Source organism: Demequina sp. (assembly GCF_016278775.1).
Lineage (GTDB): Bacteria > Actinomycetota > Actinomycetes > Actinomycetales > Demequinaceae > Demequina.
Genome location: NZ_JADQBF010000029.1, coordinates 18,298 through 43,835 on the forward strand (window position 1 = coordinate 18,298; position 25,538 = coordinate 43,835).

Annotated in this window: 28 protein-coding genes; 7 read left to right on the forward strand and 21 right to left on the reverse strand. The window is 66.8% G+C overall.

The window, feature by feature from the left end:
- A complete protein-coding gene (fabI, locus tag QZZ33_RS04710; protein ID WP_291378529.1) occupies positions 1 to 768 on the reverse strand; it encodes an enoyl-ACP reductase FabI in 768 nt (255 codons plus the stop codon).
- Positions 769 to 804: 36 nt separating this feature from the next.
- Positions 805 to 1,509, reverse strand: coding sequence for a 3-oxoacyl-ACP reductase FabG (gene fabG, locus QZZ33_RS04715; RefSeq protein WP_291378530.1), 705 nt, complete (start codon positions 1,507 to 1,509; stop codon positions 805 to 807).
- A 64-nt stretch (positions 1,510 to 1,573) separates the two neighbouring features.
- Between fabG and QZZ33_RS04720 the strand changes: the two genes are divergently transcribed.
- The gene (locus tag QZZ33_RS04720; RefSeq protein ID WP_291378531.1) at positions 1,574 to 2,392 is read left to right on the forward strand and encodes an SURF1 family protein; all 819 of its coding nucleotides are present in this window, start codon (positions 1,574 to 1,576) and stop codon (positions 2,390 to 2,392) included.
- A gap of 16 nt (positions 2,393 to 2,408) precedes the next feature.
- Here QZZ33_RS04720 and QZZ33_RS04725 read toward each other — a convergent pair whose 3' ends face one another.
- A complete protein-coding gene (locus QZZ33_RS04725; protein ID WP_291378532.1) occupies positions 2,409 to 4,007 on the reverse strand; it encodes an ABC-F family ATP-binding cassette domain-containing protein in 1,599 nt (532 codons plus the stop codon).
- 112 nt (positions 4,008 to 4,119) lie between these two features.
- On the opposite strand from QZZ33_RS04725, the gene QZZ33_RS04730 reads away from it, so the two are divergent.
- The 4 genes from QZZ33_RS04730 to QZZ33_RS04745 all read left to right on the forward strand — a co-directional run bounded on the left by QZZ33_RS04730 (position 4,120) and on the right by QZZ33_RS04745 (position 7,136).
- Positions 4,120 to 4,776, forward strand: a complete 657-nt coding sequence (locus QZZ33_RS04730) for a biotin transporter BioY (protein ID WP_291378533.1) — start codon at positions 4,120 to 4,122, stop codon at positions 4,774 to 4,776.
- Between the two features lie 16 nt (positions 4,777 to 4,792).
- On the forward strand, positions 4,793 to 5,497 hold the full coding sequence (locus tag QZZ33_RS04735; protein ID WP_291378534.1) for an ABC transporter ATP-binding protein: 705 nt from the start codon (positions 4,793 to 4,795) through the stop codon (positions 5,495 to 5,497).
- Positions 5,494 to 6,159, forward strand: coding sequence for an energy-coupling factor transporter transmembrane component T (locus QZZ33_RS04740; protein ID WP_291378536.1), 666 nt, complete (start codon positions 5,494 to 5,496; stop codon positions 6,157 to 6,159). Before QZZ33_RS04735 ends, QZZ33_RS04740 begins: the two co-directional genes overlap by 4 nt.
- 65 nt (positions 6,160 to 6,224) lie before the next feature.
- Complete coding sequence (locus QZZ33_RS04745; RefSeq protein WP_291378538.1) at positions 6,225 to 7,136, forward strand: neutral zinc metallopeptidase; 912 nt, start codon at positions 6,225 to 6,227, stop codon at positions 7,134 to 7,136.
- A 12-nt stretch (positions 7,137 to 7,148) separates the two neighbouring features.
- Here QZZ33_RS04745 and QZZ33_RS04750 read toward each other — a convergent pair whose 3' ends face one another.
- The 8 genes from QZZ33_RS04750 to QZZ33_RS04785 are packed head-to-tail and all read right to left on the reverse strand — an operon-like array spanning position 7,149 to position 13,618.
- On the reverse strand, positions 7,149 to 7,475 hold the full coding sequence (locus QZZ33_RS04750) for a metal-sulfur cluster assembly factor (RefSeq protein WP_226096994.1): 327 nt from the start codon (positions 7,473 to 7,475) through the stop codon (positions 7,149 to 7,151).
- Positions 7,472 to 7,945 carry a Fe-S cluster assembly sulfur transfer protein SufU gene (gene sufU / locus QZZ33_RS04755; protein WP_291378541.1) on the reverse strand — a complete coding sequence of 158 codons (474 nt, stop codon included), beginning with the start codon at positions 7,943 to 7,945 and terminating at the stop codon, positions 7,472 to 7,474. The genes QZZ33_RS04750 and sufU overlap by 4 nt, the downstream gene beginning before the upstream one ends.
- Positions 7,942 to 9,222: a SufS family cysteine desulfurase gene (locus tag QZZ33_RS04760; RefSeq protein ID WP_291378543.1), complete on the reverse strand. Its 1,281-nt coding sequence runs from the start codon at positions 9,220 to 9,222 to the stop codon at positions 7,942 to 7,944. Before QZZ33_RS04760 ends, sufU begins: the two co-directional genes overlap by 4 nt.
- Positions 9,223 to 9,230: 8 nt before the next feature.
- Positions 9,231 to 9,986, reverse strand: a complete 756-nt coding sequence (gene sufC, locus QZZ33_RS04765) for a Fe-S cluster assembly ATPase SufC (protein WP_291378545.1) — start codon at positions 9,984 to 9,986, stop codon at positions 9,231 to 9,233.
- Complete coding sequence (locus tag QZZ33_RS04770) at positions 9,983 to 10,339, reverse strand: non-heme iron oxygenase ferredoxin subunit (protein WP_291378547.1); 357 nt, start codon at positions 10,337 to 10,339, stop codon at positions 9,983 to 9,985. Before QZZ33_RS04770 ends, sufC begins: the two co-directional genes overlap by 4 nt.
- On the reverse strand, positions 10,336 to 11,538 hold the full coding sequence (gene sufD / locus QZZ33_RS04775; RefSeq protein ID WP_291378549.1) for a Fe-S cluster assembly protein SufD: 1,203 nt from the start codon (positions 11,536 to 11,538) through the stop codon (positions 10,336 to 10,338). The genes QZZ33_RS04770 and sufD overlap by 4 nt, the downstream gene beginning before the upstream one ends.
- Complete coding sequence (gene sufB, locus QZZ33_RS04780) at positions 11,535 to 12,968, reverse strand: Fe-S cluster assembly protein SufB (protein WP_291378551.1); 1,434 nt, start codon at positions 12,966 to 12,968, stop codon at positions 11,535 to 11,537. Before sufB ends, sufD begins: the two co-directional genes overlap by 4 nt.
- A 2-nt stretch (positions 12,969 to 12,970) precedes the next feature.
- Entirely contained in the window at positions 12,971 to 13,618 is a 648-nt protein-coding gene (locus tag QZZ33_RS04785; RefSeq protein WP_291378552.1) for a winged helix-turn-helix transcriptional regulator, read from the reverse strand.
- Between the two features lie 130 nt (positions 13,619 to 13,748).
- On the opposite strand from QZZ33_RS04785, the gene QZZ33_RS04790 reads away from it, so the two are divergent.
- Together QZZ33_RS04790 and QZZ33_RS04795 are read left to right on the forward strand one after the other, a co-directional pair.
- Entirely contained in the window at positions 13,749 to 14,696 is a 948-nt protein-coding gene (locus QZZ33_RS04790) for a COX15/CtaA family protein (RefSeq protein WP_291378554.1), read from the forward strand.
- Between the two features lie 47 nt (positions 14,697 to 14,743).
- Entirely contained in the window at positions 14,744 to 15,304 is a 561-nt protein-coding gene (locus QZZ33_RS04795; protein WP_291378556.1) for a YbhB/YbcL family Raf kinase inhibitor-like protein, read from the forward strand.
- A 5-nt stretch (positions 15,305 to 15,309) separates the two neighbouring features.
- Here the strand turns inward: QZZ33_RS04795 and QZZ33_RS04800 are convergent, their stop codons facing one another.
- Genes QZZ33_RS04800 through QZZ33_RS04845 form a run of 10 tightly spaced genes read right to left on the reverse strand, consistent with a single transcriptional unit; the run spans position 15,310 to position 25,055 of the window.
- Positions 15,310 to 15,942, reverse strand: a complete 633-nt coding sequence (locus QZZ33_RS04800; RefSeq protein WP_291378558.1) for an NUDIX hydrolase — start codon at positions 15,940 to 15,942, stop codon at positions 15,310 to 15,312.
- A gap of 20 nt (positions 15,943 to 15,962) precedes the next feature.
- Positions 15,963 to 17,708 carry a CTP synthase gene (locus QZZ33_RS04805; RefSeq protein ID WP_291378560.1) on the reverse strand — a complete coding sequence of 582 codons (1,746 nt, stop codon included), beginning with the start codon at positions 17,706 to 17,708 and terminating at the stop codon, positions 15,963 to 15,965.
- A gap of 48 nt (positions 17,709 to 17,756) precedes the next feature.
- Complete coding sequence (locus QZZ33_RS04810; protein ID WP_291378562.1) at positions 17,757 to 18,677, reverse strand: copper transporter; 921 nt, start codon at positions 18,675 to 18,677, stop codon at positions 17,757 to 17,759.
- A complete protein-coding gene (steA, locus tag QZZ33_RS04815) occupies positions 18,677 to 19,819 on the reverse strand; it encodes a putative cytokinetic ring protein SteA (RefSeq protein WP_291378564.1) in 1,143 nt (380 codons plus the stop codon). The genes QZZ33_RS04810 and steA overlap by 1 nt, the downstream gene beginning before the upstream one ends.
- Before the next feature lie 4 nt (positions 19,820 to 19,823).
- A complete protein-coding gene (gene recN, locus QZZ33_RS04820; RefSeq protein WP_291378566.1) occupies positions 19,824 to 21,509 on the reverse strand; it encodes a DNA repair protein RecN in 1,686 nt (561 codons plus the stop codon).
- A 2-nt stretch (positions 21,510 to 21,511) separates the two neighbouring features.
- Positions 21,512 to 22,357: an NAD kinase gene (locus tag QZZ33_RS04825; RefSeq protein ID WP_291378568.1), complete on the reverse strand. Its 846-nt coding sequence runs from the start codon at positions 22,355 to 22,357 to the stop codon at positions 21,512 to 21,514.
- A complete protein-coding gene (locus QZZ33_RS04830) occupies positions 22,354 to 23,175 on the reverse strand; it encodes a TlyA family RNA methyltransferase (RefSeq protein ID WP_291378570.1) in 822 nt (273 codons plus the stop codon). The genes QZZ33_RS04825 and QZZ33_RS04830 overlap by 4 nt, the downstream gene beginning before the upstream one ends.
- A 12-nt stretch (positions 23,176 to 23,187) precedes the next feature.
- On the reverse strand, positions 23,188 to 23,358 hold the full coding sequence (locus tag QZZ33_RS04835; RefSeq protein WP_291378572.1) for a hypothetical protein: 171 nt from the start codon (positions 23,356 to 23,358) through the stop codon (positions 23,188 to 23,190).
- A gap of 1 nt (position 23,359) precedes the next feature.
- Positions 23,360 to 24,370 carry an HAD-IIA family hydrolase gene (locus tag QZZ33_RS04840; protein WP_291378573.1) on the reverse strand — a complete coding sequence of 337 codons (1,011 nt, stop codon included), beginning with the start codon at positions 24,368 to 24,370 and terminating at the stop codon, positions 23,360 to 23,362.
- Positions 24,363 to 25,055, reverse strand: coding sequence for a hypothetical protein (locus QZZ33_RS04845; RefSeq protein ID WP_291378575.1), 693 nt, complete (start codon positions 25,053 to 25,055; stop codon positions 24,363 to 24,365). Before QZZ33_RS04845 ends, QZZ33_RS04840 begins: the two co-directional genes overlap by 8 nt.
- Between the last annotated feature and the right edge of the window lie 483 nt (positions 25,056 to 25,538).

Consider the following 25,538-nt stretch of genomic DNA (forward strand, 5'->3'; position numbering starts at 1 on the left):
CTACTGACCCATGGCGTGCACGCCACCGTCCACATGCACCATCTCACCGGTGGTCGCCGGGAACCAGTCGCTCAGCAGTGCGGTCACTGCCTTGGCAGCGGGCACGGTGTCTTCCGAGTCCCAGCCAAGGGGCGAACGCTCGCTCCATTTGCCTTCCATCTGGTCAAACCCAGGGATGTGCTTGGCTGCGGTGGTCTTGAGCGGCCCCGCAGACACGAGGTTGCAGCGGATGCCTTGGGGGCCAAGGTCACGCGCCAAGTAGCGGCTGATCCCCTCGTAGGCCGACTTGGCGACGCCCATCCAGTCGTACACGGGCCACGCGAAGCGACCGTCGAACGTCAGGCCCACAATCGAGCCCCCGCTCGACATCAGCGGCACCGTGGCCTCCGCGAGAGCCTTGAGCGAGTAGGCGGAGATGTGGATCGCGGTCGCGACGTCATCCCACTGGCCGGTCATGAAGTTGCCGCCCATCACGCTCTGTGGGGCGAAACCGATCGAATGCACCACGCCGTCGAGGTGGGGCACGTGCTCGCGCACGGCGTCGGGCAGCGCCGCGAGGTGCTCCGGATTGGTGACGTCGAGCTCGACAACCTTCGCCTCGACGGGAAGCCTGCGACCCATGGCCTCGGTGACCTTGAGCGTGCGACCCACCCCAGTGAGCACCACGTGCGCACCCTGCTCTTGGCTCAGGCGCGCCACATCGAACGCGATCGAACCCTCAGTCAATACCCCCGTGACGAGGATGTTCTTGCCTTCGAGAATGCCCATGGTTCCTCCTGTCGGAAAGCGTACGTGGTTGAAGTCTTAGTGCCCCATGCCGAGGCCGCCGTCGACCGGAAGCACCGCGCCAGACACATACCCTGCCTCATCCGAGGCTAAGAACACTGCCGCGGCCGCGACCTCGTCGGTGGTGCCAAAGCGCTTGGCGGGAATGGACGCCGCATACTGCTTCACCGTGTCTTCCCCCAGTTCCGCCGTCATGTCGGTCGCGATGAACCCTGGGGCGACGACGTTGGCGGTGATCCCGCGTCCGCCCACCTCGCGCGTGATGGAGCGGGCCATGCCGACGAGCGCCGACTTGGACGCCGAGTAGTTCACTTGGCCTGGGTTACCCAGCAATCCCACCACTGAGCCGATCAGCACAATGCGGCCGTACTTCTCGCGCATCATCGAGTTGACGGCGCGGCGCACGGTGCGGAACGTGCCGGTGAGGTTGGTGTCGATCACCGCAGAGAAATCCTCGTCAGACATCCGCATGAGCAGCCCGTCGCGGGTGATACCCGCGTTGGCCACGAGCACGCGCACCCGGCCGTGCTGGGCCTCCAACTCGTCGAAGGCGGCGTTCACGGCGTCTGAATCGGTGATGTCGGCGATTGCGCCCGTCACCCCTTCCGGGAGGTCGCCTCCCCGGTAGATGCTGGAGACGGTGTCGCCGTTGGCCACGAATGCCTCCGCTATCGCACGGCCGATGCCGCGGTTTGCTCCTGTCACCACCACGTGTCGCGTCATGGGCCCCAAACTAGCCGATGCGCCCGGAACCTTGTGCACGCGCCTCGCACGTACGATCGAGTCCGTGAGCCCTCCCGCCGAGAATCCACGCCCGGCCGCGTACCGGCCAGGACGGATCGCGCTCACCGCCATCGCCGTGCTTGCGGCGATGGCCCTTGGCCTCGTCGCCGGGTCGTGGCAGTGGAACCGCTACGAGACCAGGTCGGACGCTGTCGACGCCCAAGCAGCTGCGAAGGGCAAGCCGATCGCCGACCTCGAGGCGATCGTGGCCCCCGGCGCGTTGGGCCCGGGCGACGCCGAATGGCGCACGGCCACCGTCACCGGCGTGCTCGACCCCACTTCCGTGGTGGAACTGCGGGGCCGCTCCGTCGACAACACGGCGTCCCTGCAATACCTGGCGTGGGTCCACACACAGTCGGGCCGCACCGTGCTGGTCAACCTGGGATGGCAACCTCGCTCTGGCGCGACTGCCCCGACTCTGCCCCCAGGTGAGGTTACCGTGACCGGCATCGTGCGCGCCTTCGAGGAGGACAACGGGAAGCCAGGCACGCGCGTCACTCCTGTCCAGATGAACGGCATCGACGGCGAGGTGGTCCAGGCATACCTGATGGCAACCTCGACGTGCGGCGCGAACGGTTGCGTCGAGGGCCTCGAGCCGGCGCCGATCCCCAGCCTGTCACTGGGGCCCCACCTCAGTTACGCGCTGCAGTGGTGGCTACTCACGGCTGTCGCGGCGCCGCTGGGCGTGTGGCTCACACGCAGGGACGCGCTTCATGAGCGCGAGCGCGCCGCCGTCGCGGCAAGCCCTCAAAGCCAGCCCCCACCGCCCAAGCGCTCCAAGAAACGCCGTCTCACAGACGAGGAGATCGAGGACGCGCTGTAAGGGCCACGCGCCCTCGCTACGCGAGCGAGATCAGATCCCGGTACGACGCATTCCACAGGTCCTCGTCGGCGTCCGGCAACAGCAACACCCGCTCGGGCTCCAGCGCGTCTACCGCTCCCTCGTCGTGCGTCACCATCACGACGGCGCCTTCGTAGGTCTTGAGGGCACCAAGGATCTCCGCTCGCGAGGCGGGATCCAGGTTGTTGGTCGGCTCGTCGAGCAGCAGCACGTTCGCTTGGCTCACCACGAGCGTGGCGAGCGCCAGCCTGGTCTTCTCGCCACCCGAGAGAACGCGTGCGGGCTTGTCGACGTCGTCTCCTTGGAACAGGAAGGACCCGAGCACGCTGCGCACCTCTGTGTCGTTCAGGTCTGGCGCGCTGTGCCGCATGTTCTCCAGCACCGTCGCCTCCATGTCCAGAGTGTCGTGCTCCTGCGCGTAGTAGCCGAGCTTGAGGCCATGGCCCGGTTCCACCTGACCGGTGTCCGGCTGCTCGACCCCCGCGAGCAGCTTGAGGAGTGTCGTCTTGCCCGCGCCGTTGAGCCCCAGCACCACCACGCGCGAGCCGCGGTCGATCGCGAGCTCCACGTCAGTGAACACCTCGAGGGTGCCGTAGTTCTTGGACAACTCCGATGCTCGCAACGGCGTCTTGCCACAGGGCGCTGGCTTGGGAAAACGCAAAGCCGCCACCTTGTCTGACTGTCGCGACGCTTCGGTCTCCGCCAGCAGTCGCTGGGCTCGCTTCGCCATGTTCTGAGCAGCCACCGCCTTCGTGGCGCTCGCGCGCATCTTGTTGGCCTGCGCCATCAGTACTGACGCCTTCTGCTCGGCGTTCTTGCGCTCGCGGTGACGCCTGTGCTCGTCGTCCTCGCGCTGCTTGAGGTAGAGGTCCCACCCCATCGCGTACTGGTCCATCACGCCGCGGTTGGCATCCAGGTAGAAGACCTTGGTGACGACGGCACGCACCAGATCCACATCGTGGGAGATGATGACGAGCCCGCCGGGGTACTGCGCCAAGAAGCCGCGCAGCCACTGGATGGAATCCGCGTCCAGGTGGTTGGTCGGCTCGTCGAGCAGCAGCGTCTGCGCATCGGAGAACAGAATGCGCGCCAACTCCACGCGGCGGCGTTGACCGCCTGACAGGGTGCCCAATTCTTGAGCGAGCACTCGCTCGTCGAGCCCAAGGTTCGCCGCAATGCGAGCGGCGTCCGATTCCGCCGCGTAGCCGCCAGCCGCGCGGAAGCGCTCCTCAATCGCCGGGTACCTCTCCATGGCCCTCTCGGCAACGGCTGAGTCCTCGCTCGCCATGCCTAGCTCCGCCTCGCGCAACTTGCGCAGGATCGTCTCGAGGTCGCGCGCGGCCAGAATGCGATCGAGAGCGCGCACCGTCACATCACCCTCGCGGGGGTCCTGCGGCAGATAACCCACCGAGCCCTTGTGCGTGACCTTCCCAGCCGACGCCTGACCCTCCCCAGCAAGGATGCGGGTGAGCGTCGTCTTACCAGCGCCGTTGCGACCTACCAGCCCCACACGGTCGCCCTTGTTGATGCGAAACGACGCCGGGTGCAACAGCACGCGGGCGCCGATGCGCATCTCGAGTTCCTGGGCGACAATCACAGCAAATCCTTTCGGGCGCCCTGCGGCGGGCTGGGTGGTGGTGGACGCAAATGAGCGCAGATGGGGTGCCGCCCGGTATCGTGGCGGCCAATTCATTATCTCAGGGAGTCCCATGAACTTTCGTCACGCTCTGTCCCCCACCAATCTTGCCCTGGTTGCCGTGTTCGCTGGCCTCATCGCCGCGTCCACCATCTGGCCAGGCGCCGAGCTCGTCTCCGGAGTGCCCATCACTCTGCAGACACTCGCCGTGCTGCTTGCGGGCGCCGCTCTCGGGCCGTGGCGAGGCGCGAGCGCCGTCGTCCTGTACCTGGTAGTCGGCACTGCGGGCGCCCCCATCTTTGCAGGCCGCTCTGCGGGCCCTGCCGTCTGGACCGGCCCCACTGCCGGTTTCCTCGCTGGCTTCGTGATCGCCGCCTTCGTCGCCGGCTGGCTGGTGCGCAGCATGCGCCGACGCGCCCAACTCAACGTGTCCGGCGTGATCGGCGCTTGCGCGGTGGCCTCGCTGCTGGTGCTCAACGTGATCGGCTGGGGCTTCTTCATGATCCGGCTCGACGCCACGGCCGCCGACACCGTCGCCTTCGCGACTCCGTTCTTGGTGGGAGACATCATCAAGGTGTTCGTCGCCGGCGTGACGGCCGCGGCCGTGCACCGCGCGTACCCTGGCCTGCTCGGCGTGCCGGTCGCTCCCGCGAGCGTCGCCACGCCAGCGGCACCGGCGGCACCCGCCGCGCCGCCGGCCGTCGCGGTCGGCACCCAGGACGCGTCGTAGCGCTTACCCTTTCTCCATGATCGAATTCAAGGACGCGACCGTTGTCGCGCCCGATTCCGGCATCGTCATCCTCAAGCCCACCACTCTGACCCTGAGCGAGAACCGCATCACGGTGATCGGAGCCAACGGCTCGGGAAAGTCGACGCTCGCCAGGCTTATCAATGGGCTCGCGATTCCGGTGTCCGGCAGCGTGTCAGTGGACGGAGTCGATACGCGCAAGCATGGGGCGCGGGTGCGCCGCAAGGTCGGTTTCCTCTTCACCGACCCGACGTCGCAGTTGATCATGCCGACGGCCATCGAGGACGTGATGCTCTCCTTGCGCCGTGTCATCAAATCCAAGAACGAGCGAGTCAAGGCCGCGATGGCGGCGCTAGAAGACATCGGGCTCGGGGACAAGGCAGACGTGTCCGTCAACGCGCTGTCCGGCGGGCAGCGCCAACTGCTTGCGCTTGCTGGCGTGCTGACGGCGACACCCAAGGTGGTGGTGGCTGACGAGCCCACCACGCTCTTGGACCTGCGCTGGAAGGCGCACGTTGGCGCGCTCCTGCACTCTCTGCCTATTCAATTGATCGAGGTGACGCACGACCTGGAGGCGGCCACCAAAGCCGATCGCACCCTGGTGGTCGACGACGGCGGCGTGGTGTTCGACGGGAACCCTGAGGACGCCGTGTCCCACTACCGCGACCTCATGTACCGCAAGTCGGTAGGGGAACCAGCGTGACGCACGTGCTGGGCGCCTACCGACCCGGAGCGTCGCCCCTGCACCGGCTCCCCGCATGGTCGAAGGTGGCCGCGCTGGTCGCGTGGTCGGCCGTCACCTTGTTGGTCAGGGACCCCATCACGTCTGGCGGCATGGCCGCCGCCGCGCTCCTGCTACTGGTGAGCGTGACGCCGGCACCGGGGCCCACGCTCAAGGGCCTCGGCATGATTGTCATCGTGGCCGCCATGGCGGGCGCCTACCAGGTGTGGAGGGGCGACTACCTGGCGGGGATCGACATTGGCGTCGACCTCATCGGCCTCTTCGCCCTGTCTCTGTCCATCACAGGCTCCACACCGATGTCCGACATGCTCGACCTGGCCACGGCCGCCGCTCGTCCGTTCAGGCGCATCCTGCCGCCAGCCGTGACTGGACTCATGTTTGCGATCATGTTGCGCGCGATCCCCGAGATCGCGAACATCATGCGCCAGTCGAGAGATGCCGCCCGCGCCCGTGGGGTGCGCCGCAACCTCACGGCGCTCATGATTCCCACCGCCACGCGCACCGTCGGCTTCGCCCTCGACTTGGGCGCGGCGCTCCACGCCAGGGGGATCGGCGATGACGCAAGGTCGGATGCACCACGGTTGCGGCCGATGCGGCTCTCCCCTCAGGCGCCGAGCGAGTAGTTTTTGAGGACGGGACGCACCGTGCGCGTAGCACGCGCACCGCGTCGGCTCAGGCGGGAGACACCATGACGTTCAACGAGGGCACACGACTCGACCCCAACCGCGTCCAACGCAGGGGCCCCGGCGGCGCGCGTGGAGGGATCGCCATTGGGGGCGGGATCGGTGGCGTGGTGATCGTCATTCTTGCGCTGATTCTCGGCATCGACCCCTCGGTACTGAGCCTCGATGACGGAACTCGGGGTCTCGGTGGCGCGGCGGGGGCACAAGACGACACCGTGCAGCAGGAATTCGCCGCGAACTGCACCACAGGCGCGGACGCCAACGCCGACGCAGACTGCCGGGTGCTCGCCGTCATCGAGTCGCTCGACGCGTACTGGTCGGACGCACTTCCAGCCGCGGGCTTCCGCCACGCTCTGCCTGGCGTGGTGATCTTCGATCAGTCCACGTCGTCCGCTTGCGGCATGGCATCGTCGGCAACCGGCCCGTTCTACTGCCCACCCGACCAGACAATGTACGTGGACACTACGTTCTTTGACTCCCTGGCGTCCTTCGGTTTCGAGAGCGGCAACCTGGCGGAGGCGTACGTGATCGCCCACGAGTACGGGCATCACATCGAGAACGAGTTGGGCGTGTTCGACATTGCGGACCGCTCAGGAACCGGCGCGAACTCGGACTCCGTCAAGGTCGAGTTGATGGCGGACTGCCTCGCGGGGGTATGGGTGGGACATGCGGCCACCACGCCAGATCCAGACACCGGCGTCCCGTTCCTCGAGCCGATCTCTCAGGAGCAACTCGACAATGCCTTGGCTGCGGCGGCCTCCGTGGGAGACGATCGCATCCAAGAGGCGACTCAAGGCGAGGTGGACCCCCACACCTTCACGCACGGCACGTCCGAGCAGCGGACTGAAGCGTTCGTCACGGGGTACACGAACGGTACCGTCGCGTCGTGCGACGCGTTCGGAGTGCTCGACCGCTAGACCTGGAACACGCTAGACGTTGAAGCCCAGCGCCCTGAGCTGCTCGCGGCCGTCATCGGTGATCTTGTCTGGGCCCCACGGCGGCATCCACACCCAGTTGATGCGGAACCCGTTCACGAGCCCCTCGAGCGCCTGAGCGGTCTGGTCCTCGAGCACGTCCGTCAGCGGGCAGGCGGCCGAGGTGAGCGTCATGTCGATGATGGCGTGCTGGTTCTCGTCGAGGTGGACGCCGTACACGAGGCCAAGGTCCACCACGTTGATTCCCAGCTCTGGGTCGATCACGTCGCGCAGCGCCTCTTCGACGTCGGCCACGTTGGAGGGGGTTGCAGTGTCGGTCATGGTGTTGATCCTTCCGTGCCAACGGTGGCGCGCGCAATCGCGTCGCGCAACGCTATCCAGCTGATGAGGGCGCACTTGATGCGCGCCGGGTACTTGCCCACACCCACGAATGCGGTGGCGTCTTCCAGCAGGTCTTCCCGTTCGTCGCCGAGGGGAACACCCTTGTGGTGCATGAGGGCCATGAAGGCCTCCATGGTCTCGTCGGCGGTGCGCAGGTTCGCGCCGTCCATCATCTCGGCCAGCATCGAGGCGGACGCTTGGGAGATCGAGCATCCCTGGCCCTCCCACGACACCGACGTGATGAGGTCGCCGTCGAGTCCCACGCGCAACGTGATCTCGTCGCCACACGTGGTGTTGACCTGGTGCGACTCCCCCACTGAGGGAGCTTCAGGCGTCACGAGGCCGCTGCCGCGCCTGGTCTTCGCGTAGTCAAGAATGACCTGCTGATACATCTGCTCAAGGTCGCTCATGAGTTCACTCCAAAGAACGTCCTGACGGTACCAAGGACGTCAACGAAAGCCCTCGCCTCGTCCTCGGTCGTGTACAGGTGGGCGCTCGCACGGGTCGAGGAGACCACGCCAAAGCGCCGATGCAGGGGCTGGTTGCAGTGGTGCCCCACGCGCACGGCGATGCCAGCGTCGTCAAGGATTTGGCCTACGTCGTGGGCGTGCACGCCGTCAACCACCACGGCGGCCAGGCCGAGCACGTCGGCCTTGGCTACGTCCCCCACCGGTCCCAGCAGGCGGATGCCAGGCAACTGAGCCACACCCTCGCGCATGATCTGCGCGAGCCGCGCCTCGTGCCGCGCGACGTTTTCCATCCCGAACGCCATGAGGTATTCGGCCGCGGCTCCCAGCCCCACGGCTTGCGCCACGGGTTGCGAGCCTGACTCGAAACGGTGAGGCGCATCGAGCCAGGTGGTGGTCTCCATGGTCACCGTCTTCACGCTGCCGCCGCCAAAGACGACGGGGGGAAGGGCGTCCAGAAGGGTCCCCCGGCCCCACAGCGCGCCTATGCCGGTGGGTCCCAGCATCTTGTGTCCAGAGAACGCGGCGAAGTCGATGCCGAGCGCCTGCACGTCGACGGGAAGGTGAGGAACGGCTTGGCACGCGTCGAGCACCGTCAGCGCGCCCACTTCGCGCGCCTTGGCCACGATGGGTGCCACGTCCGTCACGATGCCGGTCACGTTGCTCGCGGCCGTGAACGCGACCACCTTGGTGGTCTCGTCGATGACGGAGGCGATCGAGTCGGGCCGCATGCGGCCCTCGTCATCCACCTCGATCCACTTGAGCGTCGCACCCGTGCGCACGCACAACTGCTGCCACGGCACCAGGTTCGCGTGATGCTCCGTCTCTGTGACGACGATGGTGTCGCCGGGGCCCACGCGGAAGCGTTCGGCCTCTGCGCCGCCGATGCCTGCCGAGGCGTTCGCGATGCCGCCTGCCACGAGATTGATCGATTGCGTGGCGTTGCCCGTCCACACGATCTCTTGTGGCGCGGAGGCGTTCACGAGCCGCGCCACGCTCGCACGTGCGCCCTCGAAGGCTTCTGTCGCCTCTTCCGCGATCAGGTGCGCGCCACGCTGCACCGCGCCGTTGTGGGCGCGCTCGAACTCGGCCACGGCGTCCAGCACCTGGTGAGGACGCTGGGACGTCGCGGCGGAGTCGAGATACACCAGGGGCTTCCCGTTCCGCACCGTGCGGGCGAGGATCGGGAAGTCTGCCCTGACGCCAGTCAGCGTGTCCATCGTGGTGCTTACGCCTCCACCGGGAAGCGGTCGTAGCCCTCTGCCTCGAGGCGCTCGGCCAGTTCTGGCCCGCCCTCTTCTGCGATGCGGCCGTTGACGAACACGTGCACGTAGTCAGGCGTGATGTAGTTGAGGATGCGCGTGTAGTGGGTGATGAGCATGACGCCCAGTCCCGTGTCTTCCTTCACGCGGTTGACACCCTCGCTCACGACGCGCAAGGCGTCGACGTCGAGGCCAGAGTCGGTCTCGTCAAGAATGGCGATCTTGGGGCTCAGCAGCTCCATCTGGAGGATCTCGTGGCGCTTCTTCTCCCCGCCAGAGAATCCCTCGTTGACGTTGCGCTCAGCGAACGCTGGGTCCATGCGCAGCTTCTCCATCGAGGTCTTGACGTCCTTGACCCAATGACGCAGTTTGGGGGCCTCGCCCTCGATGGCTGTCTTCGCGGTACGCAAGAAGTTGGATACGGACACGCCGGGCACCTCGACGGGGTACTGCATCGCGAGGAACAGGCCTGCGCGGGCACGCTCGTCCACCGTCATGGCGAGCACGTCCTCACCATCGAGCGTGACGGAGCCCTCGGTGATCGTGTACTTGGGGTGACCAGCGATCGAGTAGGCCAGCGTGGACTTGCCGGAGCCGTTTGGGCCCATGATGGCGTGCGTCTCGCCAGAGGAGATCGTGAGGTCGACCCCCTTGAGGATCTCGATGACGCCCTCAGGCGTGTCGACGGTGACGTGCAGGTTCTTGATGACCAGGGTGCTCATGCGTTCTCCTTAACGGGAAGTCGTGGGTGATCGACGTCGACGAGCACGCGCTCGCCATCGATGGTGACGGGATAGGAATCGACGGGGTCGATGGCTGGCAACTCCATCACGGCGCCGGTGCGCACATCGAAGCGGGCTCCGTGGGCCCAGCATTCGACCTCGCAGCCCTCGATCTCGCCCTCTGACAGTGGCACCTCGCCGTGGCTGCACACGTCGTTGATGGCATAGAACTCACCGTCATCAGTGCGTACCAGGGCAACGGGAACCTCGGCGCCGTCACCGCGTGTCAGGAAGACCTGCAGTGCCGAGCCTGGCTCCATGTCGGCCACTTGGCACGCCAACTGCTCGCTCACGACTCGTCCTCCCCGTCGGTGATCTGTTCAAGTTCTTGGTCGATGGCCCGCATGAGGCCCTTTTCCACCTCAGGCACGCCGATTTGCTGGACCAGGTCGGCGAAGAATCCGCGAACCACCAGCCTGCGGGCGGCGTCCTCTGTGATGCCCCGCGAGCGCAGATAGAACATCTGCTCCTCGTCGAAGCGACCCGTGGCGGAGGCGTGACCGGCTCCCTCGATTTCCCCTGTCTCGATCTCGAGGTTGGGAACAGAGTCGGCCCGCGCGCCGTCGGTCAGGACCAGGTTGCGGTTGAGCTCGTACGTGTCGGTGCCCTCGGCCGCGGCGCGAATGAGCACGTCGCCGATCCACACGGTGCGGGCCGTCTTGCCAGCGAGCGCGCCCTTGTACGTGACGCGCGAACGGCAGCGCGGCGCGACGTGGTCCACGAAGAGCTGGTGCTCCTGGTGCTGGCCCGAGTCGGCAAAGTACAGGCCGTACAGGTCGACGGAGGCACCCTCGCCAGCCAGCGCGGCCGAGGTGTTGAGGCGTACCACCTTGCCGCCAAGCGTGACGACGGACTGCCGCAGGCGTGCGTCCCGGTCGAGCTTGGCCACGACCTCGCCCACGTGAATCGCGTCGGCGTCCCAATCCTGAATCAGCACAAGGTTGAGGGAGGCGTTGTCGGCAACGTGAACAGAGGTGAACTCGCCAACCACGGCGGATCCCTTGCGTTCGATGATGACGGTGACCTCTGCACTGGTTCCCACGTCAAGCGAGATGGCCTGCCGGGCGGACTGGCCGGTTCCTGTCACGGTGATGCGGATCGGCTCGGCCACGATGGTGCCTGGCGCGACGGCGAGGGCCATCGCCCCTTCCGCGCGCGCCGCCGCGACTGCGCTCGCGCGGTCTCCAGGAGCCCTCACTGCGCGCTCGCGGAACTGCTCGGCGTCAATCGTGGTGATGCTCACGCCTTGGGGCAGCTCCGGATAGCTCGCCTCGAGGTGCTCGCCGGTCTCCTTGTCTTCAAGGAGTGCGGCGATGTCGCGCATCGGCGAGAAGCGCCAATTCTCCTCGCGGCCGGTCGGCATGCCGAAAGCGTCGGCATCGAAGGACAAGAGCCGGTCAGCGCGCGACTTGTCCGGCACGGTGGTGCCGTTGTACTGGTGCTTGTGCGCGGCGTCGGCCGTGGCCTTGCTGTGGTCTGTGGTGATACTCAACCGACGGATCCTTCCATCTGCATTTCGATGAGGCGATTCAGCTCGAGCGCGTACTCCATCGGGAGCTCGCGGGCGATGGGCTCCACGAATCCGCGCACAATCATGGCCATGGCCTCGGTCTCCGCCATTCCGCGGGACATGAGGTAGAACAGTTGGTCCTCGCTCACGCGGGACACGGTTGCCTCGTGACCCATACTCACGTCGTCCTCGCGCACGTCCACGTAGGGATACGTGTCTGATCGTGAGATCTGGTCCACGAGCAGTGCGTCGCACAAGACGTTCGACTTGGAGCCCTTCGCACCCTCGAGCACTTGAACGAGCCCGCGGTACGACGTGCGGCCACCCCCGCGCGCCACCGACTTCGACACGATCGACGACGAGGTGTTGGCGGCGGCGTGCACCATCTTGGCGCCTGCGTCTTGGTGCTGGCCCTCGCCGGCAAAGGCGATCGACAGGGTCTCGCCCTTGGCGTGCTCACCCAGCAGGTAGATGGCCGGGTACTTCATGGTGACCTTCGAGCCGATGTTGCCATCGACCCATTCCATGGTGGCGCCCTCGGCCGCCGTAGCGCGCTTAGTGACGAGGTTGTAGACGTTGTTCGACCAGTTCTGGATGGTCGTGTAACGCACGCGGGCGTTCTTCTTCACGATGATCTCGACCACCGCGGAGTGCAGCGAGTCAGACTTGTAGATCGGCGCAGTACAGCCCTCGACGTAGTGCACGTAGGAGCCCTCGTCGGCGATGATCAGGGTCCGCTCGAACTGGCCCATGTTCTCCGTGTTGATGCGGAAGTAGGCCTGGAGAGGGATGTCGACGTGGACGCCCGGCGGGACGTACACGAACGATCCGCCTGACCACACGGCCGTGTTGAGCGACGCGAACTTGTTGTCGCCAGGCGGGATCACGGTGCCGAAGTACTCCTCGAAGAACTCGGGGTGCTCCCGCAAGGCGGTGTCGGTGTCCATGAAAATGACGCCTTGCTCTTCCAGGTCCTCGCGGATCTGGTGGTACACCACCTCGGACTCGTACTGGGCGGCCACTCCAGAGACGAGGCGCTGCTTCTCCGCCTCCGGGATGCCCAACTTGTCGTACGTGCGCTTGATCTCCTCCGGCAGTTCCTCCCAGCTGGTGGCCTGCTTCTCGGTGGAGCGCACAAAGTACTTGATGTTGTCGAAGTCGATACCGGTGAGGTCGGAGCCCCACGTGGGCATCGGCTTCTTGCCGAACAGCTTGAGCGACTTGAGGCGGAGCTTGAGCATCCACTCCGGCTCGTTCTTGAGCGTGGAGATGCCGCGCACCACGTCCTCGTCGAGGCCGCGCTTGGCGATCGCCCCTGCGGCGTCGTCGTCATGCCACCCGAATTCGTAGTTGCCCAAAGACGCAATGGTCTCGTCTTGGGTCATGGGGACGTTGTCAGTGGGTGTGCTCATCGTCATCCTTCCTTCAGGGCTGGGGTGAGCGGGATGGTGGTCGTGCACACGTGAGCCCCTTGGGCGAGCGTGGACAGTCTTTGAACATGAACGTTGAGAACGGAGGAAAATGCCCTGGCTTCCGCTTCGCACCACTCCGGCGCGACCTGGGCAATCTCTTGAACAGGGCAATGGCCTTGACACAGCTGGACGGTGTACCCGCCTGGGCCAGGGCGCACCGACGTGGCGTAGCCCTGCTCTGCGAGGGCGGACGATAGCGCCTCCACCCGTTCCGCCATCGGCGCGTTGGGGTCGACGGCGTCGGCGAGGGTCGCCTCGAGCCTCGCGGCGTGGGCCTCGACAAATTCTGCGAGATCGCCGCGATCGCGCATGTAACTGACTGCCTCCCTCGCCACTTCCGAGTAGGCGGACTGCAAGGACCGCTGGCCCTCCGCCGTCGCGACAAACGACCTGGCAGGTCGGCCACGCCCACGGTCGGCCGGGTGCGGCAACTCGTGGTCGTGAATGAGTCCGTCGTCGATGAGTGCGCCCAAGTGGCGCCGCACGGCGGCCGACGTGAGGCTGAGTTTGTCGGCAAGGGCGGCAGCGGTGATGGGGCCAGCAGATGCGATGAGGCTCAGGATGCGCTCTCGAGTGGTGTCCGTACCCAAGAAAGCCTCCTTCCGCCGTTTTCACCGCCTTGCGCGGTCGTCAGGTAATTAAACAACATTGTCGTGCCGAAAATGCCCGTGCGCAAGCAAGGCGGGCCTAACCTCCGCGGCACACGCCTAGACTTGGTCAGTGACCACAACGGCCCCCGAGACTCGCTCCCGCAACCCCTTCCAGCGACTTCGCCGTTTCTTGGTCCGCCACGGTCGCGCGCTCACGGTCGCCAACATCTTCACTCAGGGCGGCATCATCGTCACCGGCGGCGCGGTAAGGCTGACCGGGTCCGGGCTGGGCTGCTCGACCTGGCCCCAGTGCGAGCCAGGCACGTTCGTCCCCGAACTTCGCAGCGAGCTCGGGATTCACCCGTTCATAGAATTCGGCAACCGCACCCTGACCTTCGTCTTGCTCGTGGTGGCGGTCGGGGTGGCGCTCGCCGTGTGGGACACCCGCCCAGCCCTCCGCTGGTGGGGCCTCGTGCCGCTCTTGGGCGTAGTGGCTCAGGCGATCATCGGGGGCATCACGGTCCTGGCCGACCTCAACCCCGTCGTCGTCGCCCCCCACCTGTTGCTGTCCATGGCCCTCGTGTGGCAGGCCGTGTGGCTCGCACTGAAGTACCGTGACGCCCCCAGGCGGGACGGGCGATGCATCAAGTCCACGCTACGGACCAGTTCCGTACTGCTCGCTGGCCTACTGGTTCTCGGCACGGTCACTACGGGTGCCGGTCCGCACTCTGGCGACGCCGACGCGACCGAGAGGCTCGGAATCGACCCCGAAGTCGCCGCCCAGGCCCACGCGCTCATTGTGTGGGCGTTCGTCGCTGTGCTGGCCTTCTTGGTGTGGCGTGTGCGCTCAGACCGCTCGGAGGGCGAACGGGACGAGGTTGGCAAAGCCTGGAAGGTTCTTGTCGCCGTCACGTTGCTGCAGGCCCTCATCGGCTATGTCCAGTACTTCACCGGCCTGCCAGAAATCATCGTCGGCGCGCACCTCGCTGGCGCCGCGATCCTCACGGCCGCACACTCCGCCGCCTTCTACTTGCTCAAACGAGATCGCACCAAGGTGCGTGCCCAGGCGGCCGCGTAGCGCGCTGACCGGTTGCGGCGCCGTCGCCGTGTAGCCATGCTTGAGCCATGATTCGACGCGCCACCGCGACCGCACTGGTCGCCCTCTTGTGTGCTGGATGCGCCTCCCCGGACGAGGTCAGTGCGACCGACGCAGTTCTGACGGTCACGAGCGAGGACTTCGCCGACGGCGCGGCTATGCCCGAATGGACCACGGCCGACGCCTTCGGGGGCCAGTGCACGGGAGACAACACGAACCCCCAGCTCTCCTGGCAGTCGCCGTCCCCAGACACGGAGGGCTTCGCCATCACCATGATCGACACGGACGCCGGGGGCTTCGTTCACTGGCTGGTGGCCGACATCCCCGCATCAACCACCTCGATCGATCGCGGCGCGTCAGGCGACTTGAGCGGCGTGGGCGGCAGCAGGTCGATGTCCTCGACGTCCTACGGCGAGTATTTCGGGCCGTGCCCGCCCAACGCCGACCACCACTACGAGTTCTCGATCTACGCACTGGATAGGGCGCTCGCGCTCGAACCAGGCTTCACGCACGGCGATCTCCTCACCGCCATGGAGGGGCACATCCTGGCGCAGGGCTCGATCACGGGCCTCCAGTCGGGCCCTGCATAGGGCCCCTACTCCCCTGGGCGACGCCTGTCCGTAGGCGGCAGCATCCACGGTGCGTCGGCGGGGCGAAGCGTGGTCCACCCCGCGCGGCGGGCGAGGTCAGCGGCCATGGCGCCGACCACGAGGGACGACGAGTGCACCCGCCCGGCGGGGATCGCGGCCAACACGTCATCAAGGGCGACCCAGGCGCCGACCATGTCGTGCTCCTCGTCGGTGCGAAGGTGCTGTTCGGCGACGGGCACCGGCGCGAGGTCCCGCGCCAGAAACACCCGCACCGCCTCTGAACTGCCTCCCCCTGAAGGGAAGTAGTCGGCGAGCACGTGCCACGTTGCCGCGGTCAGATCCGCCTCCTCGTGCAACTCGCGCTTGGCCGTCTCGACGGGCGGCTCGTCCGCCACGTCGCGCAGACCCGCCGGGGGCTCCCAGCACTCGACCCCCACGGGGTGGCGATACTGGCGCACCAGGTAGATCTCGCCAACCTCGTTGAGCGCGACGATGACGACGGCTCCCGTGTGCTGCACATAGTCACGCGTCACGACGGCGTGGCCAAGGTCCACCTCGTCGCTCACCAGGTTGAACACGAGGCCGTCGAAGCGCTCGTGGCGCGTCAGCGTCGGGCGTGGCGCGTCGACGTCGGCCAATGGCGCCGCCGCCTCCGGCGTCACGATGTGGGGGACACGGCAGGTGCGGAGGAGGGGGACACGGCAGGTGCGACGTACTGCTCGGCGGGGCTTTCGTCGCGCGCCGGCTCACCCTTCTGGAGCTCGAGCGCGGCCGCGATGAGCCCCGCAAAGAGAGGGTGCGCCTTCGTGGGGCGCGAGAGGAATTCGGGGTGCGCCTGAGTGGCCACGTAGTACGGGTGCGCGGCGCGCGGCAACTCGATGAACTCCACCAGTTGGCGATCGGGGGACTCCCCCGACACCACCAGGCCGGCCTCTTCGAGGCGTTGCCTGTACGCGTTGTTGACTTCGTAGCGGTGGCGGTGGCGCTCCCCCACGGTTGCCACGCCGTAAGTCTGCTCCACGACGGAGCCCGGAACCAGAACCGCGCGGTACTCACCCAAGCGCATCGTGCCACCCAGGTCGCCCTTGCCCTCGACAAACTCGAGCTGCTCTTCCATGGTGGCGATCACAGGATGGTGAGTGTCGGGATCGAACTCGGAGCTGGACGCTCCCTCCAAGCCCAGCACGGTGCGCGCATACTCCATCACCATGACTTGCAGGCCCAGGCAGATGCCAAGGGTGGGAACCCGATTCTCGCGCGCCCAGCGGGCCGCGCCGATCTTGCCGTCCACCCCACGCACGCCGAAGCCACCGGGGATCAGGACGGCATCGACTCCGCCAAGAGCTTTCTGGGCGCCCTCTGGGGTCTGACACGTGTCGGAAGCGACCCAGCGGATGTTGACTCGCGCGTTGTGGTGGAAGCCACCAGCACGCAGCGCCTCTCCCACCGACAAGTAGGCATCGGGAAGGTCGACGTATTTGCCGACCAGGGCAACCTCGACCTCTTCAGCGGGGTGGTGGACGCGGCGCAGTACGTCGTCCCACGCTCCCCATTGCACGTCGTGGAAAGCCAGGTCGAGCCTGCGCACCACGTATGCGTCCAGACCCTCGGAATGCAGCACCTTGGGAATGTCGTAAATGCTCGGCGCATCCTTGGCCGTCACGACGGCCTGCGGCTCGACATCGCACATGAGCGCGATCTTGTTCTTGACAGAGGCGGGAATGTCGCGGTCGGCACGGCACACAATCGCGTCTGGCTGGATGCCGATGCTGCGCAGCGCTGCCACGGAGTGCTGCGTTGGCTTGGTCTTGAGCTCGCCGGAAGGGCCGATGTACGGCACGAGCGAGACGTGCAGGAAGAAGACGTTGTCGCGGCCCACATCGTGGCGCACCTGGCGCGCCGCCTCGATAAACGGCTGGCTCTCAATGTCGCCGACGGTGCCGCCGATCTCGGTGATGATCACGTCCACGTCCGGACCCGCTTGGGCGCGCATGCGGCGCTTGATCTCATCGGTGATGTGAGGGATGACCTGCACCGTGTCGCCCAAGTACTCGCCGCGTCGTTCCTTGGCGATCACTTGCGAGTACACCTGGCCGGTGGTGACGTTCGAGTCGCCAGAGAGCTTCACGTCCAGGAAGCGTTCGTAGTGGCCGATGTCGAGGTCGGTCTCGGCTCCATCCTCCGTCACGTAGACCTCGCCATGCTGGAACGGGTTCATCGTTCCAGGGTCGACATTGAGGTAAGGGTCGAGCTTCTGCATCGTGACGCGGATGCCGCGCGAGCGAAGTAATCGGCCGAGGCTGGAAGCCGTCAGGCCCTTTCCCAGGGAGGACACAACGCCCCCTGTGACAAAGATGTGCCGGGTGACATGGTCCGCACGGGACTCAAAACGAGATCTCTCCACGGACTTCAACAGTAACAGTGTTCGCGGGTGATCATGGTGGCTCGCCGGTCACGGTTTCGCAATGAGCGCCAGTTCTTGAGCGGCGCCGTACGCTCCTGAACCGCCGTCTCGCTGCTCTACCAGGGCCAACACCACTTGAGCGGGCATGAGCGACTCCTCCGTCGCCACCACGACACTCGGGCGATCAGTGATCGCAACCGTCGCGCCGTGTGTGATCGCCTCCGTGGCGACAGTGGGCGCTTCCCCGTTATCGAACACGACCACCAGGGTGGCGGACACGTACTGCTCCCACACGCTCGCTGCGAGTCCCGCCATGGTCCCCCCGCCCTCTGGGCCTTGTGCGGTCACGATGACGAGGGCGTCGACGGGCCCCGTGGCCGCCTCGCTCACGGCGAGCAGGTCGGACCGGGTGAGGACCTCGAAGAGCACCGCCGTTCGATCCGCAGCCACCCCGTCGTCTGGAAACTCCACCCCCACGTCTCCCGGGGCCTCGGCGCCCGCTGGCACGGCGTCTGGCACGAGCGCCTGGACGATCGCGTGCTGCAAGACGTCGGTCGAGGGCAGCCCTTCGGCCCCGATCACCGAATCCGCCACCTGATCCGCGATCTCGCCGCGATAGGCGCCCAGCTCCGGAGTCCACCAGTCGGCGCTCAGCGCCGCCTCGAGTGCCACAGTGGCACCCGCGTCCTTGAGGGCGGTTGTCACCTTGTCGACATCCGCTGCCGACGCGCCATCGGCCACGAGGATCGCGATCTCCGCGCCCTCGAGTCGACCCGAAACGGAAGCGGTGACCACCTCAGCGAGCCACGCCTCGCGTTGCGCGACGCGCGCCAACGCCTCCTCGATATCGGCAGCAGCGGAGGGCGATGCTTTCGTGGCGTCGACCCCTCGGGGTGCTGCCAAGCCGATCAGAACTCCCGCGGAAAGGGCGAGCACCAAGAATGCCGCGAATACCGTACGCGATCGCATCAACCCAGGCCCGTCACGCGCGTCACCACGTCCCGCACTTGAGGATGCAAGGCGAGCGCCGCCGCGGCCGCCAGCGCCGCGAGGACAACCACGAGCCACCCTTGAAGTCGAGACCACCGCGACCTGTGGATCCTGGCGAGCATGCGTCCGTCGATCCACGCGGGCCCGGCGGCGACGCGTGCCAACAGCGCCGAGGCTCCCTGCGCCGAATCCACCAAGTCGGGAATCGCGGTGTCAATGCCAACAGTCGCGATCAGCCTGGCGCCGGCGGACGCTGCGAGGGCCACCGCGAGATCGGCCGATTCGAGGCGCGAAGCGCTGCTGACGTGCCTCACCCCAAGTGCCCCCAGACGGGTGGTCGCGACCGCGTTGGACTCGCCGTGAACGACCACTCGTGAAGCTTTCGATAGCACCTCATCTGACACGCCTTCGATCGGACCGACGATCACATCCACGCCGTGGTGCTCGGCCACCACATTTGCGGCGTCGCCCGTGACGATCACGACGGGGCGCAGCTCGCGAACCACGCGTCTTAGGGCTGCAAGTTGGTTCTTGTATCCCGGCCCTGCGGTCACTACCAGCACATCCTTGCCCGCAAGGTCCAACTCGAGGTGCGGCACCGCATCCCCGTCGACGAGCGCGGGGCCATCCCTTTGCACCAGATCCAGCGCACTCGCCGTGAGGCGCGGCAATCGCGAGGCCGACGCGGCCTTGGCCTCGGTCTGCCTGCTCTCAATGTGTTCCGCGTCCACCACTCGACACTCGACACTTCCCGGGCCAGATGTCACGATGGCGCGCCTGCCATCGGAGCCAGCCTCGACGGTGAAGTCGACACTCACCTCGTCCCCGTCGGCCGCGGCGATCAGCGTGCGGTCGGTCGCGTCCACGAGCGGTATCGACCGGGCGAGAAGTGTGGAAGCGCCGCGCGCCTCGAACCGGCCCGTGAGGCTCGGCGACACATTGATCACGCAGGCGGGTTCGCGGTCGGCAAGAAGCTCCGCCGAAGCCGCGTCCAGGTCGGCTCTGTCGATGATGGCGATTTCGCCCCGTTTGAGGACGCGCGCCAGCGTGCGGGGATCGTGCCCTACCCGCACACGGGCGGAAAGGGTCGTGGGGGTGTTGGCCTCGGAAGAACGCCTCATGCCGTCATGGTGCCACGCGAGAGCTCTCAAGGAGCTCCACGGCATGCGCGCGCGCCGAAGCCGAGTCTTGCTCTCCCGAGAGCAGGCGTGCCACCTCGGTGACGCGATCCTCCCCTTCGACCTCGCGCACGTGCGACACGGTGACGGCGCCGTCGGACGCCTTCGATACCACCACGTGGTGTGCCGCGCATGCCGCAACCTGGGCGAGATGGGTGACGACCAGCACCTGGTGTGTGCGTGCCAGAGCCGCGAGGCGCTGCCCCACGGCTTGCGCGGCCTTACCGCCGACGCCCGCGTCGACCTCATCAAAGACGAAAGTGTGCGCTGGCCCGCCTGCCTCGGCGAGTACCACCTCGATCGCAAGCATGATGCGCGACAACTCACCGCCCGACGCGGCCTCCGTCACCGATCGAGCGGGCGCTCCTGGGTGCGCGGACAGCAGCAATGACACCGTGTCTGCGCCAAACGGGCCAGGCTCACGCGGCTCTACGCGCATCTGCACGGTGGCGTCTGGCATCGCCAGGAGGGTCAACTCCTTCTCCACGTGCGCCGCGAGCCGCTCGGCGGCCTCCTGACGCCCCTCGGTGACCTCTTGGGCGCACTCGATCATCAGCGCGCGTGCGCGGTCATGAGCGGCCCTGGCGGCCTCGACCCTGTCTTCCCAGTCGGCGTCAGCACCGAGTTCTTCAGCGATGCTCTGTCTGAGGGGCTCCAGTTCGTCTGCCGCACGTCCAAACCGGCGCTCCGCGGCGCTGATGGTCGACAGCCGCTGGTGCATGGCATCGAGGCGCGCGGGGTCGGCCTCGAGACGGTCAAGGTAGGACGCCAACTCTTGAGCGGCGTCCGTGGCTCCATATAGATAGTCGGCAACCCGCGTGGCGAGCGCCCGAAGGGAGGGATCGTGAGCCGTGGCCTCGTCGAGCGCCTTGCGTGCGGCCTCGAGCGAGACGGCCGCCGTGAACTCGCTCTCGCCTGCCAAAGCGTCGTGCGCGGTCACGGCGAGCGAACGTAGCGACTCGGCGTGAGCCAGCACTTGGCCCGTCGCCTCAAGCTCGGCCCGCTCGCCTGGCTGCACCGCAGCGTCGTCAAGTGCAGCGAGGTCGTCGCGCAATCGGGTGAGCCTTGCGCGTTCCACGTCCTCCGACGCGACCATGCGTTCCAGCGTCTCGGCAGCCTCACGCCACTGCGCCCAAGCCGCACGGTACCGCGCAAGCGCCTCGCCATGACGCGGACCCGCATACGTATCCAGGAGCTGGCGCTGGCGCGCTGGCGTGCGCAGACGCACCTGATCGGCCTGACCGTGAACGGTCACGAGTTCCTCGCCCACTTGAGCGAGCAGCGCTTGCGGCACTGTGCGGCCACCGAGGATGGACCGGGATCGGGTGGACGACCCCACGGTGCGCACCACAGTGACCGTGCCGTCGTCGTCAATCACGGCGCCTGCGTCGGTCACCAGGGCGCGCCCCTCGAACGACTCCGGGAGGTCGTAGATAGCCTCTGCGACCGCCTCATCGGCTCCCACGCGCACGGCGTCTGGCGTGGCCTTGCCTCCAAGAATGAGGCCCAGACCCGTGAGCACCATGGTCTTGCCTGCACCCGTCTCGCCCGTCACCACGGTGAGCCCTGGACGCAAGGGCAGGCGCGCGGAGGAGATCACTCCGAGCGATGTGATCGACAATTCGTGCAGCACGGCTACTCCTTGTGCGCCCGGTTCGCGCCGCGCCAACCCTCGGTGTCCAGGCCAAACTTGCGCACCAAGCGTTCGGTGAAGGGCGCGTCTAGCGTGCGCGCAAGTCTCACGCGCTCCGAGCCCAGGCGCACCTCGATGCGCGCACCACGGCGTACGGCGATGGTCTCGGCGCCGTCGAGCACCAGCAGTCCGTCGGCTGGCGAGCGTTCCAACACCTCGACGGCAAACCAGGATCGAGGGCCCACCACCAGGGGTCGAGCAAACAGCGCGTGGGCGGCGAGCGGGACCATCAGCAGGGCCTCCACGTCTGGCCACACCACGGGCCCGCCACCCGAGAACGCGTGCGCGGTGGAGCCGGTGGCGGTCGAGATCACAATTCCGTCGCAGCCGAAACTCGCCAACGGCCGTCCGTCAACCTCGACGGCTACATCGAGCGTCCGTAGCAACTCGGAACGCTCAACGGCGGCCTCGTTGAGTGCCCAGCCAGTCTCGACCGTTCCGTCCGGCTGACGCACCACCACGTCCACGGTGCGGCGTTCCTCGACCTCAAACTCTCCCTCTGCGAGGCAATTCACTGCGTGGGCGACGTCTCCGCGCTCGAGTTCCGCGAGGAAACCCACGTGACCCATGTTCACGCCCAGCAACGGGGCGCCCGTTCCGTAAGTCTCTCTGGCCGCGCGCAACATCGTCCCGTCGCCGCCAAAGACCATCACGGCGTCGATGGGGTCCTCACCCTTGTCGGTGCAGACCGCTATGCCGCGTTGCTCGAGTTCCAAGCGGGCGAGATCGGCGGCCTCGAGAGTCTCTGGGCGACTCGGGTTCGCGACGATGAGAATGCGGCGGGTCATGGACTTCCTTCGACGAGCGTGACAATTGCGGCGTCCAAAGCGTGCCCGGTGAGCACGCGCTCTTGGGCCGCACCCCTAGACTGCCATGACTGGCTGACCCACACGAAGAATTCCACATTGCCGCTCGGGCCAGGCAGCGGGCTACGCTCGAGCGCCCGGACCGCCAGGCCCTCTTGTTGGGCGCTTTCGCACACCGCCGCGACGGCCTGCGCGCGCAGTTCATCAGAGACGACGACGCCGTGCTTGTCGAGTCCCCGCTTTCCCACCTCGAACTGTGGCTTCACCATGAGCACAAAGTCGGCGTGATCCGCCGCCACGGCACGCAACGGCGCGATGACCATGGTGAGTGAGATGAAAGACAGATCCGCGACCACGAGCCCGGCGCCCGTGCCGGGCGAGCCGGTCTCCATGTCCCTCACGTTCAGCCCCTCGACCGCCTCGACCCTGGCGTCGTCGGCAATGACGGGCGCGATCTGCCCATGGCCGACATCCACTGCGGTCACGCGGCCAACGCCCCGCTCCAGGAGCACCTGTGTGAAACCACCAGTAGAGGCGCCGACGTCGAGGGCATGCCTTCCGCGCACTTCGAGCCCCAGCGGGCAGAAGGCATCGAGTGCTCCGATGAGTTTGTGCGCCGCGCGAGACACATAGTGGTCCGTGGCGCCAACCACGTCGATGGCGACGTTGTCGGGCACAATGCGACTTGGCTTGGTCTCTGGTTCGCCATCAACCAAGACGAGGCCTTGGGTGATCAGTTCCTGTGCGTGTGACCGCGACCGGGCAAGCGCGCGCGCGTAAACGGCGCGGTCAAGCCGCATGGGAGTCGAGGCTCAGGATTCCTCGCGCAGACGCGAGGCAAGAGAGTCTTGGATCTTGTCGAAGAACTCTGCCTGCTCGTCTACGTCCTCAGGAACCTCACTGACGGCCTTCAGCGCCTGCTCCACCTCTGGTGGATAGTGCACCTCGCCCAGGGGTTCGCGGACTTCCTCGAACTTGCTCATGTCACGACCCTACTCTGAAGTCGGGAATCGTTCCACCATCGACCTGTACGCCACCGTCGGCGGAAGCCCACGCTGCAGCGCACGCTGCACGCACGGCGTCGATGCCGCTCCCGGTCACATTCAACCGTCGACCATCCACGAACGCCGAGGCAGCGCGGACGATCCACGTCGCGCCCTCGAGCCGGGGTGCGGGATGCGACTCTGCCAGGCACTCGAGGTTCTCGCCGACGTAGGACGGGCGCTGATCACGCGGCGCCAGCACCGCGTCGGCTGCCGAGGACACTCCCGTGAAGACGAGCAGTCCCGGCATTCCGGCTGCCCTGGCGCCCTTGAGGTCGGTGTCCAGTCGATCGCCGATCGCGAGCGGCTTCTCGGAGGCTACCGACGCGGCCGCGAGATGAAACATGGTGGGCTCGGGCTTGCCTGCCGCGGTCGGGTTGACGCCGGTGGCGTGCACCACGGCACCCACCAAGGAGCCGTTGCCTGGGGCAATCCCGCGCTCGTTCGGGAGCGTGAGGTCGAGGTTCGTGGCGAAGAACCTGGCGCCTCCTTGGACTGCGTATGCGGCCTCGGCCAGATCGCGCCACGAGATCTCAGGCACGAAGCCCTGCGCCACGGCGTCGGGGTTGTCCTGTGCGGATGCCACGAGCGTGAAGCCCAACTCGGTGAGCGCTGTTCTCAAGCCCTTGCCGCCGACAGCCAGCACCGTCGCCGCTGGCTCGAGGTCACCGGCCATCAGGCGCGCGAGCGCTTGAGCTGCTGTGAGCACTTCGTCGGGATCCGTGGGAATGCCCAGGCTGCTGAGGTGGTCGGCAACCTCGTGAGGCTCACGACTGGCGTTGTTGGTCACGAACACGATGCTCATCCCGGCGTCGCGTGCGGCCTGCAACGCTGGCGGAGCGGAGGGAATTGCCTGCGGACCGCGGTAGGCGACGCCATCCAGGTCCACAAGCGCGGCGTCGAACGCTTCCTGCAGTGGACCGTCGGTCCCCTTCAGCATTGACTCAGGCATTGCCATCATCCTCGAGGTCGTAAACAACCACTTCCTCTTCGTCAACGCCGGGCGTGGACTGGGGTTCCCCGCCTGCCTCTGCTTCGGTAGCCCCCGATTGCGCTTGCTCTTCTTGCGGAGCGTCCAAACCCGCTGCTACACGCAAGGTTGACCGGGCTTCTTCCACCCTTTGTGCCTGCTCGCCGTCGACCGCGACGATGCGATCGAGCGTCAGCAACGCGGCCTCGAACTGGTTCAGATCCCCACGTGCGCCAGCAACAACCAGATCCAACTCTGCGCGCCCCTTGCGATCGAGGCTCTTGGCGTCTACCCCGGCGGCGATCTCGAGAGCCTTCTCTGGCCGACCCAGGCCCCGCTCGCAATCCGCGACGAGCGCGAGGTGTGCGTGGGAGCCACTCAGGCGGGTAACGGTGCGGAACTCACGGAGCGCCTCTGCATAGCGGCCGGTGGCGTAAGCGGTGAGCGCGGCGGCCTCGCGGACGACGTCGACTCTGCCCCCGCGGGCGAGCGCCACTTGCGCGTGCCGATAGGCGCGCTCCGGATCTTCCTCAAGCAGCCGTCCGGCCATGACGAGGTGCCGGGCCACGTCTTCGGCGTTGTCTTTGCTCAGGGTGCGGAGCCGGCCGTGCGCGTCTCGGTCGAGGTCTTGACCGGTCACGTCCTCTGGAACGTCGGGAACGTCCAAGCGAGTTTGGGAGGGGCGCGCATCTCCCCCATCACGCTCGCGACGGGGGGCTCTGGCTTCCCGGTCTCCCGGGTAGTTGCCGTCCCGGGTACCGCGAGTGGGGCCGCTCTCGCTCCTGCGGCCTCCGCCGTTTGCGGGGCCGTTGTCGCGACGAGGCGAGCCTCCACGGCCGGGAGCGCCATCGCGTCGAGGCGCTCCGCCGCGACTGGCGGATCCTCTCTCTTGAGAGGAACTCCGGGGAGCGGATGAGTTGCGGCTGCTGCCGCCGCGATAGGGTCGACCGGCGTCGCGCCTTGCGCGCTCGCCCTCGGAACTTGACTCGTTGTCGGCCACGACATCACCTTTCACATCGCCGGTTCAAAACTGTACGCGTACCTGGGACGACACGCATTCGGGAACGCAAAAATGCGCGAAGGGGCCGCCCATCTTTGGGCGGCCCCTCGCGAATGAATGTCCGGCAGCGTCCTACTCTCCCACACCATC